12 protein-coding genes, 1 tRNA gene, 1 other RNA gene and 2 pseudogenes are annotated in these 10505 nt (G+C 72.8%); 6 read left to right on the top strand and 10 right to left on the bottom strand.

Going from position 1 to position 10505, the window contains the following annotated elements:
* The 4 genes and pseudogenes from AVP42_RS16550 to AVP42_RS02355 form a co-directional block, all read left to right on the top strand.
* Positions 1-511, top strand: a pseudogene (locus tag AVP42_RS16550) (hypothetical protein); the annotation flags it as partial.
* Complete coding sequence (gene ftsX, locus AVP42_RS02365) at positions 508-1419, top strand: permease-like cell division protein FtsX (protein ID WP_067945748.1); 912 nt, start codon at positions 508-510, stop codon at positions 1417-1419. The pseudogene AVP42_RS16550 and the gene ftsX, both read left to right, overlap by 4 nt.
* 107 nt (positions 1420-1526) lie before the next feature.
* Entirely contained in the window at positions 1527-2003 is a 477-nt protein-coding gene (smpB, locus tag AVP42_RS02360; RefSeq protein ID WP_067945747.1) for an SsrA-binding protein SmpB, read from the top strand.
* A 69-nt stretch (positions 2004-2072) separates the two neighbouring features.
* Positions 2073-2810: a tyrosine-protein phosphatase gene (locus tag AVP42_RS02355; protein WP_067945745.1), complete on the top strand. Its 738-nt coding sequence runs from the start codon at positions 2073-2075 to the stop codon at positions 2808-2810.
* 39 nt (positions 2811-2849) lie between these two features.
* Here the strand turns inward: AVP42_RS02355 and AVP42_RS02350 are convergent, their stop codons facing one another.
* Positions 2850-3506 (bottom strand): SIMPL domain-containing protein, encoded by a 657-nt coding sequence (locus tag AVP42_RS02350; RefSeq protein ID WP_067945743.1) that lies wholly within the window; start codon positions 3504-3506, stop codon positions 2850-2852.
* A 165-nt stretch (positions 3507-3671) separates the two neighbouring features.
* Here AVP42_RS02350 and ssrA point away from each other — a divergent pair.
* Positions 3672-4041, top strand: a transfer-messenger RNA (tmRNA) gene (ssrA, locus tag AVP42_RS02345).
* Positions 4042-4117: 76 nt separating this feature from the next.
* On the opposite strand, the gene AVP42_RS02340 is transcribed toward ssrA, so the two are convergent.
* The 4 genes from AVP42_RS02340 to hisN form a co-directional block, all read right to left on the bottom strand.
* Positions 4118-4633 (bottom strand): septum formation family protein, encoded by a 516-nt coding sequence (locus tag AVP42_RS02340; RefSeq protein WP_067945741.1) that lies wholly within the window; start codon positions 4631-4633, stop codon positions 4118-4120.
* Between the two features lie 97 nt (positions 4634-4730).
* A complete protein-coding gene (locus tag AVP42_RS02335; protein WP_157356686.1) occupies positions 4731-4970 on the bottom strand; it encodes a hypothetical protein in 240 nt (79 codons plus the stop codon).
* A 94-nt stretch (positions 4971-5064) separates the two neighbouring features.
* Positions 5065-5988, bottom strand: a complete 924-nt coding sequence (locus AVP42_RS02330) for an LLM class F420-dependent oxidoreductase (protein ID WP_067945737.1) — start codon at positions 5986-5988, stop codon at positions 5065-5067.
* A gap of 48 nt (positions 5989-6036) precedes the next feature.
* On the bottom strand, positions 6037-6906 hold the full coding sequence (gene hisN, locus AVP42_RS02325) for a histidinol-phosphatase (protein WP_082846931.1): 870 nt from the start codon (positions 6904-6906) through the stop codon (positions 6037-6039).
* Positions 6907-7084: 178 nt separating this feature from the next.
* Between hisN and AVP42_RS02320 the strand changes: the two genes are divergently transcribed.
* Positions 7085-7157 (top strand) — tRNA-Lys (locus AVP42_RS02320).
* A 98-nt stretch (positions 7158-7255) separates the two neighbouring features.
* Here the strand turns inward: AVP42_RS02320 and AVP42_RS02315 are convergent.
* From AVP42_RS02315 to AVP42_RS02295, 5 genes and pseudogenes are all read right to left on the bottom strand, one after another.
* Positions 7256-7819, bottom strand: a complete 564-nt coding sequence (locus AVP42_RS02315) for a GNAT family N-acetyltransferase (protein WP_082846930.1) — start codon at positions 7817-7819, stop codon at positions 7256-7258.
* A complete protein-coding gene (locus AVP42_RS02310; RefSeq protein ID WP_067945735.1) occupies positions 7816-8637 on the bottom strand; it encodes a metal-dependent hydrolase in 822 nt (273 codons plus the stop codon). Before AVP42_RS02310 ends, AVP42_RS02315 begins: the two co-directional genes overlap by 4 nt.
* Positions 8638-8747: 110 nt before the next feature.
* The gene (locus tag AVP42_RS02305) at positions 8748-9341 is read right to left on the bottom strand and encodes an energy-coupling factor transporter transmembrane protein EcfT (protein WP_067945733.1); all 594 of its coding nucleotides are present in this window, start codon (positions 9339-9341) and stop codon (positions 8748-8750) included.
* A gap of 7 nt (positions 9342-9348) precedes the next feature.
* Positions 9349-10029 (bottom strand): energy-coupling factor ABC transporter ATP-binding protein, encoded by a 681-nt coding sequence (locus AVP42_RS02300; RefSeq protein WP_067945731.1) that lies wholly within the window; start codon positions 10027-10029, stop codon positions 9349-9351.
* Positions 10026-10505 (bottom strand): annotated as a pseudogene (locus AVP42_RS02295) (acetyl-CoA C-acyltransferase); the annotation flags it as partial. The pseudogene AVP42_RS02295 and the gene AVP42_RS02300, both read right to left, overlap by 4 nt.

Genomic DNA, 10505 nt, shown 5'->3' with positions numbered 1-10505 from the left:
GCGCGGTCTCGGACGCCGCCGCTCGGCCGAGCCCGTCGACGCGCCGTCCGCCGCGCCCGCCTCCGCGCCCTCGGCGCCGTCCGCCGCCGACGTCCCGACGCCGGAGGCCCCCGCCGAGACGGCCGCCGCCGTGGAGGCGCCCGAGGAGCGACCGACCTCGGCGGAGCCGCCGACGGTCACCGCCGCCGCACCCAAGGTCACGCCGCAGATGATGCGCGACGCGCCGCCGCTCTACGTCGAGCCGGAGGTGACCGACGAGGTGACCGAGGAGGCCGCCGCGATCACCGCCGCCGCGACCGCACCCGTCGAACCGCTGGGCACGCGCGATCGCGCGAAGGCGGATGCCGCGGCATCCGTCGACGACGACGCGGACGGCCCACCGGGACGCCCCGCGCCGCCCGTGAGCGGCCGGCAGTCGGCGAACCTCACGCTCGCCGAGCGCCTCGGACTGCGCAGCCCCGCCGGACCGCGACCCGGCGACGACGACCAGGAAGTGGGGCCCGTCAAGTGAGGGTCGGACTCGTGCTCGGAGAGGCCGCCAACGGTCTCCGCCGCAACGCCACCATGGTGGTCTCCGTCGTGCTCGTCACGTTCGTGTCGCTCACGTTCGTCGGCATCGCGGCGCTGCTGCAGCTGCAGATCCAGCAGATGCGCGGCTACTGGTACGACCGCGCCCAGGTCGCCGTGTACCTGTGCACGGCGGTGTCGACGGCCGCGGGCTGCATCGACGGCGAGGCGACGCCCGAACAGAAGGAGGCCGTCGAGGCGCAGCTCTCGGGCGCCACGCTGTCGCCGTTCATCGACGAGTACTACTTCGAGGATCGCGACCAGGCGTACGAGAACTTCCAGGAGCAGTTCGAGGGCACGCCCGCCGCGGACTACGTCACGCCCGACGTGCTCAACGAGACGTTCTGGGTGAACCTCGTCGACCCGTCGCAGTCCGACGTCCTGGTCGAGAGCCTCGCGGGGCTCGCCGGCGTCGAACAGGTCGTCGACCAACGCCGCTACCTCGACCAGATCTTCAACGTGCTGAACGTGGCGAGCTACACGGCCGTGGCCGTCGCCGGGGTGATGCTCATCGCAGCCGCGCTCCTCATCGCGACGACCATCCGGCTGTCGGCGTACTCGAGGCGCAAGGAGCTCGGCATCATGCGGCTCGTGGGCGCGTCCAACCGCTTCATCCAGACGCCGTTCGTGCTCGAGGGCATCTTCGCCGGGTTGATCGGTTCGCTCCTCGCGGGCGGCGCGGTCGTCGCCATCGTGTACTTCTTCGTGCAGGGCTACCTCGCCGAGACGCTCTCGTTCACGTTCGTGGGGCTGGGCGATGCGCTGCTCGTGGTGCCGCTCCTCATCGGCGTGGGCGTGCTGCTCGCGGCGATCTCCGCGGCGATCGCCATCGGGCGGTACCTCCGGGTGTGATCCCGGCCGACGGTGAGCGGATGCCGCGGGGCGGACTAGACTGAAGGGCTTGCCGGCCGACGCCGGCGGCATCCGCTGTTCGAACGCTGCCAGGAGAGGAGCGCGCCATGCCGAGGGAGCAGGGCGAGAAGGTCGTCGCGACCAACCGCAAGGCGCGCCACGACTACACCATCGAGGACACCTACGAGGCCGGCATCGTGCTGTCGGGCACCGAGGTGAAGTCGCTGCGGCAGGGGCGTGCGTCGCTCGTCGACGGGTACGCCTTCATCGACGGCGGCGAGATGTGGCTCGACGCCGTCCACATCCCCGAGTACACCGAGGGCACGTGGAACAACCACGCGCCCCGGCGCAAGCGCAAGCTGCTGCTGCACAAGCACGAGATCGTGAAGATCAGCCACAAGACCAAGGAGGGCGGCTACACGATCGTGCCGCTCCGCCTGTACTTCAGCGACGGCCGCGCGAAGGTCGAGATCGCGGTCGCGAAGGGCAAGCGCGAGTACGACAAGCGCCAGGCGCTCCGCGAGAAGCAGGACAAGCGCGAGGCGGCGCGCGCGATCGCGTCGCGGCGCCACCTCGGCGAGTGAGGTCGCTTCGCCGGTCCGCTCCGCGGACTCCCAGCCGCCGGTAGGACACCCAAGGGTAGGCTCCGATCCGTGGAGATCTCGACGCGCATCCCGGTGCCGGGCACGTACAACTTCCGCGACGTGGGCGGCCTGCCGGCGCGCGGTGGGAGCGTGCGCCGCGGCGTGCTCTACCGATCCGACGGGCTGCACCGCCTCGGTGACGAGGGCCGCGAGGCGCTCCGACGGCTCGACGTCGGGGTCGTCATCGACCTGCGCGACGACAACGAGGCCCGGCTCATGCCCGACGACCTCGAGGGGCTCGACGTCGAGGTGCGCCGCCTGCCCGTCTTCGAGGGCTCGGGGGCCTCTCAGGGCGAGCACGGGATCTCGCTCGAGGCGCTCTACCACCGCATCGTGACCACGCACGCGCCCATCGTCGTCGACGCCGTGCGCGAGATCGCGACCTCGGGGGACCGGGCCGTGCTCGTGCACTGCACCGCAGGCAAGGACCGCACCGGCATCGTCGTCGCGCTCACCCTGCTCGCCGCGGGCGTGGACCGCGAGGCGGTCATCGCCGACTACATCCTCACCGAGACGCACCTGGCGGGGGAGTGGCTCGAGGAGATGGTCGCCCTCATCGGGCGGTACGGCATCCCGGACACCCCCGAGCTCCGCGCGCTCATGGGCGGCAGCCCGCGCGAGGCGATCGAGGTCGCCCTCGACGAGGTCGAGCGCCGGCACGGAACGGCACGCGACTACCTGCTCGCCTCGGGGCTCTCGCGAGCCGAACTCGACGCGCTCGAGTCGCTGCTCATCGAGCGCGGCTGACCGCGCCCGAGTGCGTCGGGCCGACCTCGCTGCTCGCGCCTACTCGGCGTGGAAGCGCGCGTCGACGGATGCCTCGATGACGAGCTTCGCGGGCGCGATCTCGGGTTCGGGCGCACCGTCCAGCGCCATCGCCCGCATCATCACGGCCTGGTGCGGTCGCGGCATCGGCTGCGGCGTGGTGAGCATGCCGCTGTCGGCGAGCTCGATCGCGACGGGCGCGCCGAGTCCGAGCGCTTCTGCGTAGACGGCCGCCTTGCGCACGGCGTCGGCGACCGCGGCGCGCTGCGCCTCCTCGAGCACGCGGTCGCGCGTGGCATCCGTCAGCCGCCACTCGATGCCGCCGAGCGTGAGGTGCGGCGCGCCGGTCACCCGGCCGAGCCACCCGCCGAGCGCCGACAGGTCGCTGAACACGACCTCGACATCGGCGTTGGCCTGGTGCACGAGCGGAAGCTGCCGGCCCTCGGCGTTCCACGGGCGGTGCGACCACACGCGCAACTGGCCAGCCGACCACGTGTCGAGCACGCCCGAGGCCTCGAGCTCCCGGACGTCCTCCAGGAGGCGCTCGTGCGCCTCGGCGACGTCGTGCAGGAGCGGCTCGCGGTCCCCTCCGGACGAACCGACGGTGAGCGACACCGCCCCGAGTTCGGGTTCGATGCGCACCTCGGCGCGTCCGCTGACGGCGATGACCGTGGCCATTCGGTTCCTCCAAGAACTCCGCTCGGGAATGGCGGAGCGGCCGCGCCTGTTCTAGACTGTAAGGCCGGGTGACGGGCGCTTCAACGCCTCGCCGCCCGGGCATGGCAACTCCACAGCGTGCGATTGACGGCCCGTCGATCCGACCCAGGTCGGGCGGCGACACATGGGGATGATCGGTTTCGACATCGCCTGCGAACCCACGAGAAGCGGGCCGAGGATGCAGGGTTATCTCGTTAACGCTCTCTGCAAAACAATAACTGCCAATAAGAAGCAGTCTGACTTCGCCCTCGCTGCCTAAGCGAGCCCGATAGTCCGTCAGCCCGGGTGCGTTCCCGACCCGGTCGCTGGCGTCATCTAGGGAACTTGCTGCGCGTCGTCGCCTGAGCGACGTGCGGGACTTTACTCAGGCTGGGCCTGTCGACTTGGGTGCCTGTGGCAAAGGTCGGGGCCGAGCAGAACGCTTGCACAGGCTGCGCCCGGAGAAGGCGTGGAATCACAGCGATGGACGGGGGTTCAATTCCCCCCATCTCCACCATCGGCCGTCATCGCACGACGTGAAGTCAGCCGCACGAAGGCCGCCCCCGAGGGGGCGGCCTTCGTCGTGTCCGGCGTCAGTACTGGGCGTCCTTCAGCGTGCCCGTGACCTCGCCGGCCGGGTCGGAGACCATGCACGACACCGTGCGGTCGTCCATGCCCTCCCACGACTGCTGCGTGGGCACGTACCAGGACACGTCGAGGGTCGATTGCTCGAACGGCAGTCCGATGAACGGTTCGAAGGCGGCGAGGCACGACTCCTCGGCGGCGGCGATCACGGCATCGTCGCCGGGGTACTCGCCGTCGGGGATCTGGAACTCGTGGAACACCTCGTCGCTGTGCGGCTCCCCGCAGGGGACGACCGGAACGGTCTCCACCTCGTCGGCCGCGATCATGTTGAGGCAGTCGCCCACGCGCAGCGCGAAGACGTCGGCGTCGGCCGACTCGACGATCTCCTGGGTGGTCTCGTCCCGCTCCGGCTGGGCCGGTCCCGACAGCAGGTCGCCGATCGCACCGCAACCGGTGAGCGACGCGGCGAGGAGGGCGGCGGCGGCGATCACGGCAGGGCGCGCGACGCGAACGATGGAGGGCAATTCGGTTCCTGTCTCGAGAGGGTGAGCCGCCGTCCGTGCGGGTGCGGCCGCGCCAGCCTAGCGGCACGCCACCGGTTCCGGGAGGGCGGCCGGCGCCTCAGTCGCGGCCGTTGACGTGACGCCGTGCCGAGAGACGCCCGATCAGCGAGCGGAGGCCCGTGCGCCCCGCGAAGACCGACTCCGCCTCCTGCGGTTCGGGCTCGGGCTCGCCCGCGGCGGCGCGCGCCGCGGCGGCCTCCGCCTCGCGCTCTTCGCGCCACTGGAGGTAGGCGAGGTAGGGGTCGTCGTCAGGACCCAGCGGTCGCTGGTCCTCGACCTGATGACGTCTCCGCCCCACCACCGGCTCTTCCCCCATCGAGGCCCCCCGGCCCTCATCTCAAGGGTACGCTCCGCGAGGCTCCGCGTCACCGCTCGTGACGCCGGACGGCACGTCAACGCAGGTGCGGGAGCACCTCGGCGCCGATGAGTTCCACGTGTTCGAGGTCGCGCACGTCGACGAGCTGGAGGTAGACGCGGTCGGCGCCGAGGTCGCGCAGGCGCTGCAGCTTCTCCACGGCCCGCTCGGGCGTGCCCGCGACGTTGACCTCGGCGAACGTCGCGGGGTCGGCCCCGATCGCGTCGAGCCGACGGCGGTAGGTGGCGTCATCCGTCGCCACGACCGTCGGCAGCGCCACGCTGAGGCGCAGGCTCGCCGGATCGCGGTCGGCCGCCTCGCAGGCGGCCCGCACGCGCGCGAACGCGACCGCGATCTCGTCCTCGCCCACGAAGCCCCGGTTGTACTCGGTCGCGTACCGCGCGGCGATCGCGGGCGTGCGCGAGGGACCGCCGCCGCCGACGATGACGGGCATGCGGGCCTGCACGGGCTTCGGCAGGGCGGGAGCGGCGTCGAGCTCGTAGTGCTCGCCGGCGAACGAGAACGTCTCGCCGACCGGCGTGGACCACAGCCCGGTGACGATCGCGAGTTGCTCCTCGAGCAGGCCGAACCGGCGGTCGGGGAACGGGATGCCGTACGCGCGGTGCTCCTCGGCGAACCATCCGGTGCCGAGGCCGAACTCGGCGCGGCCCTCCGACATCGCGTCGACCTGCGCGACCTGGATGGCGAGCACGCTCGGGTGCCGGAACGTCGCCGACGACACGAGCGTGCCGAGCCGGATGCGGCTGGTCTCGCGGGCGAGCCCGGCGAGCGTCGTCCAGGCGTCGGTCGGGCCCGGCAGCGGCGAGCCGTCGCCCATGCGCAGGTAGTGGTCGCTGCGGAACCATCCGTCGAACCCGAGCCGCTCGGTCGCCTGCGCCTGCGCGAGCTGCTCGTCGTAGCTCATGCCCTGCTGGGGTTCGGTGAAGATGCAGAGTTCCATGGCGGCCTCCGGTCGGTCGATCGCGTGCGGGTTCAGGTGCCGGGCGGGTCAGTCGGCGGATGCCGCGCCGCGATCGAGCACGCCCAGCACCGCGTCGTGCAGGCGACCGTTCGTGGCGAGCACGCTGCCGTCGCCGAGGTCCGTGCCGGCCGTCGAGGTCACCCGGCCGCCGGCCGCCTCGACGATCGGCACCGCCGCGGCGATGTCCCAAGGCTTCAGGTCGAACTCGGCCACCACGTCGACGAGCCCCTCCGCCAAGAGGCAGTACGACCAGAGGTCGCCGTACGCGCGATCGCGCCAGACCCGCTCGCCGAGGGCGAGCAGCGCCTCGAGCTGACCGGCGTCGCGCCACTGGGCGATGCTCTGGAAGCTCAGCGAGGCGTCGGCGAGCTCGGACACCTCCGACACCCGGATCGCGCGGGGCTCGGCGCCGGGCGCATCGGTGGTGAACGCCCCGAGGCCCTGCGCGCCCCACCAGCGACGGCCGAGCGCGGGCATCGACGCGACGCCCACGACCGGGACGCCGTCGACCGTGAGTGCGATGAGCGCACCCCAGACCGGGACGCCGCGGAGGAAGTTGGAGGTGCCGTCGATCGGGTCGACGATCCACTGGCGCGATCCGGAGCCCTGCGTGCCGTACTCCTCGCCGAGGACGCCGTCGCCGGGTCGTCGTTCGGCGATCAGGTCGCGAACGGCGCGCTCGACGGCGAGGTCGGCCTCGGTCACGAAGGTGCGGTCGGGTTTCGTGTCGACGCGGAGGTCGACGGCCCGGAACCGGTCCATGGCCGCCGCGTCGGCGAGGTCGGCCAGCTCGAGGGCGAGCGCGAGGTCGTTGTCGAGCGCGAGCGCCTCGACGTCGGGGTCGACCCCGTCGCGGGCGGGGTCGTGGGGTTCCGGCTGGGTCGTGGCATCCGTCACCCGGCCAGCCTAATCGCGGCGCGAGACGCCGACGGATGCCGCGGCGGAACGCCGATCCGTGCGCGGCTGCGCGTCGGGTTCGACGCGCGACGCGCCCGAGCGGCCCCGATTCGCGTTGGAGCGGCCCATCTGATACCGTTGTTCCTCGGTTCGGGGTTGATGCAGATCCCGCCGGAACGCACCTCTAGCTCAATCGGCAGAGCAACTGACTCTTAATCAGTGGGTTCAGGGTTCAAGTCCCTGGGGGTGCACGGATCAGCCCCGGAATGCTCTCGCCAGCATCCGGGGCTTTTTCGCGTCCGGGGACGCCGCTCGCGGCTCGACGGCGTCAGCGCACGGCCGCCCGGCCTCAGCGCACGGATGCGAGCGGCCGGTGGAACACGAGCAGGTCGCACTCGGTCGCGAGCAACGGCGCGAGCTCGGGGTGCAGCTCGGCGAGGTCGCCGGTCCGCACCACCCGGTATCCGAGGCGCTCGTACCAGGCGCGGAGAAACTCCTTCGACGGGTGGGCCCACGAGACGGGCACGAGGAGCTCGAGCTGCATCGTCCGGGCGCCGCGCCCCGCGGCGAGACGTTCGGAGAACGCGACGAGGTCGCGGCCGATGCCCAGCCCGCGTCGGTCGGGGTCGGCGGCGAGCATGCCGAACTCCGCGAGGTCGTCGTCGAGCGCGTGCACGCGCACCGCCCCGACCAGGCGGTCGTGCTCCCTCGCGGTGGCGATCTGTCCCGCAGCGACGAGCTCGGCGACCTGGTCGGGCGTCGTGCGCTCCGCACCCGGCAGCCAGAGGCCCGCCTCGGCCTCGTCGTAGACGCGGTTGACGAGGTCCGCGATCGATTCGACCAGCTCGGCGTCGGCGGCGGATGCCGCCGGTTCGATGCCGATGCGGGTGGTGTGCGGCTGCGGGTCGGTCATGGCGTGCCTCCGGTCGGGTTCGCGGCGTCCGTCGCCAGGAGGGCGAGGAGGTCGACGCCGGCGAGCACCAGCCCCTCGTGCGCGAACCCCGCGAAGCAGTACAGCGCGAGCAGCGTACCGAAGAGGGCCTCGCGGTACGAACCCGTGTCGCCGAGCACCGGCAGGGCGACGAAGCCGTTGGGCAACCAGATGCGGTTGATCACGGGCACGGGCCGGAGCTGCTCCGGCGGCCGCAGCACCCACGGCCAGAGCAGGCCCGGCAACCCGCCCGTCGTGAGGAAGTCCCCGGCGAGGTGCGCGACGAAGCCGACCGTGACGGCGAGCGGGAACCATCCGACCTGGTCGGGCGCGAACACGACGATGAACGCCCCGAGCAGCACGCCGAGCAGCCACGCGACCGGCCACGACGGCGCGTACCGCCGGGCCTTGAGGCCGAACGCGGTGAGGGCCGCGGTGCCGATGCCGGCGCCGACGGCGATCGTGCCGAACGCCTCGGTGGGGACGGTGAGCAGCGTCAGCGCCCACGCGGCCGCTGCGACGACGCCGATCGCGATCGCGGAGTGCGCGCCCTGGCGGTGGCCGCCCGCGAACACCCCGACCGTCCCGGTCGCGAGGCGCCCGAGCACCGGCACGGATCGTGCGATCGTCGCGCTGTGATGGTCGGCGTCGGGCAGCAGCGCCGCCCCCGCGCACACGGCCGTGCCCGCGAGCACGCCGACGGGATCGAGCGGGTACGTTCCGAAGGTGATGACGGGCATCGTGCTGGTGATCGCGATCCACGCGGCGGCGCCGCTGGTGGCATGGGTGACACCCATCATGTCGGTGCGGGTCTCCTCGGGTCGGCAGGGCGAGGACCAGTCTGGCGCAGACCGGCGACACGGGCGGACCGGTGCGTCGAGACGCCGGCCGGCCCGGCTGCGGCATCCGCTCAGTCGTCGACGCCGCGCGCCATGAGCGCCTCGCCGAGGTGATCCGCGGTGCGCAGCGCGCGCACGATCACGGGGACCGCGAACGCCGTCGGCGAGCCCTCGGCGCCGCGCGCCTTGCGCGCGTCGAGCACCTCGCGCACGAGGTCGGCGAGCAGGGGCACGCAGCGGATCGCCAGGGCCAGCGCGAGGCCGACGCGGTCGGCATCGATCCAGCGGCGGAACGGTCGCAGCAGCACCTGCATGGCGTCGAGCGTCGCCGTGACCGGCGTCGTGAGCGTGTAGACGGCCGCCAGCGCGACGGCGAGCACGAGCCGCACGCCCATGGTCGCGGCCGCCTCCCAGCCGGCGAAGATCCACTGCACGGGCACCGCGAACGCGAGGATCCACAGGATCGGCGACACCTGCCGCCACGCCACGCGGAACGGCACGCGCGCGAGCGCGAACAGCGCGACGACGACGACCGATGCCGCCCCGAGGGCCGGAAGCGACGGCAGCAGCGCCACCGTGGTCACGATGACGGCCAGCAGCCCGAGCTTCACCAGCGCGGGCGCGCGGTGCACCACCGAGGTGCCGGGATGGAAGACGCCGATCATGCGCCGCTCACCCGATCAGGGCCCGGTACGCGTCGAGCGCCGGGCGCGGCTCGTCGTCGGCGATCACGCGGCCGCCCTCCATCACGATGACCCGGTCGAACGACTCGAGCAGTTCGAGCTGGTGGCTGACGACGACCAGCTGCTCGTCGAGCGTCTCGAAGTGCTCGGCGATGCGGCGCGCGTTGCGCGCGTCGAGCAGCGTCGTGGGCTCGTCGGCGACGACGATCGACGGTTCGCCGACGAGGACGGCCGCGAGCGCGAGCAGCTGCTTCTGCCCGCCGGAGAGCCGGTGCGCCGGCCGGTCGGCGAGGTCGGCGAGCCCGAACCGGTCCAGGGTCCGCTCGACGCGGGCCGCGGCATCCGCCGGACTCAGCCGGTGGCGCCGCAGGGTGAACGCGACGTCCTCGCGCACGGTGGGCATGACGATCTGCGTGTCGGCGTTGGTGAAGACGAAGCCGACGCGGCGACGCACCTCCCGGCCGTGCCTGGCGACGTCCAGGCCGTCGACCTCGACGCGGCCCTCGGTGGGCGTCACAAGCCCGTTGATCATGCGCGCGAGCGTCGACTTGCCCGAGCCGTTCGCGCCGACGATGCCGACCCGCCGTTCGGTCAGCTCGAGCGTGACGTGGTCGACGACGCGCTCGTCGCCGAAGTCGTGGCTGACGTCCTCGAACCGGATGCCGCTCATGCCGCCCGCTCCACGATCATCGCGATGCCCTGTCCGCCGCCGATCGAGCACGCGGCGAGCCCGGCGCGGCCGTCGGCGTCGCCGTCGAGCATGCGCGCGGCGAGGCGCACGAGGAGAATGGCGCCGGATGCGCCCCAGGGGTGACCGAGCGCGATCGCGCCGCCGTCGGCGGAGATCGTCGCCTCATCGAGGCCGAGGTCGTCGCTCACCGCGAGCAGCTGCGCGGCGAACGCCTCCGTGATCTCGACGAAGCCGAGGTCGGCGACGGTGAGGCCGGCGCGGTCCAGCGCCGCACGGGCGGCCGGGGCGGCGCCGATGCCGGGAAGCGCGGGGTCGCCCGCCGCGACCGCCGCCGCGCGCACGCGCAGCGCCGGGAGACCGAGCTCCCGCGACACCTCGGGGGTCGTGACCGCCATCGCGGCGGCGCCGTCCGAGAACCCGCACGAGTTGCCCGCCGTGACGGTGCCGTCCGACTC

The sequence above is a fragment of the Agromyces sp. NDB4Y10 genome (genome assembly GCF_001620055.1).
Classification (GTDB): domain Bacteria; phylum Actinomycetota; class Actinomycetes; order Actinomycetales; family Microbacteriaceae; genus Agromyces; species Agromyces indicus.
This window is presented reverse-complemented; position numbering and strand designations above follow the sequence as displayed.

What these genes read in the sequence shown, in the direction of transcription:
- AVP42_RS02330 (WP_067945737.1), bottom strand. Translation starts at nt 5,988, where the DNA reads ATGGAACTCTGCATCTTCACCGAACCCCAGCAGGGCATGAGCTACGAC.
- AVP42_RS02315 (WP_082846930.1), bottom strand. Translation starts at nt 7,819, where the DNA reads ATGACCGACCCGCAGCCGCACACCACCCGCATCGGCATCGAACCGGCG.
- AVP42_RS02305 (WP_067945733.1), bottom strand. Translation starts at nt 9,341, where the DNA reads ATGATCGGCGTCTTCCATCCCGGCACCTCGGTGGTGCACCGCGCGCCC.
- AVP42_RS02350 (WP_067945743.1), bottom strand. Translation starts at nt 3,506, where the DNA reads ATGGCCACGGTCATCGCCGTCAGCGGACGCGCCGAGGTGCGCATCGAA.
- AVP42_RS02310 (WP_067945735.1), bottom strand. Translation starts at nt 8,637, where the DNA reads ATGATGGGTGTCACCCATGCCACCAGCGGCGCCGCCGCGTGGATCGCG.
- smpB (WP_067945747.1), top strand. Translation starts at nt 1,527, where the DNA reads ATGCCGAGGGAGCAGGGCGAGAAGGTCGTCGCGACCAACCGCAAGGCG.
- AVP42_RS02300 (WP_067945731.1), bottom strand. Translation starts at nt 10,029, where the DNA reads ATGAGCGGCATCCGGTTCGAGGACGTCAGCCACGACTTCGGCGACGAG.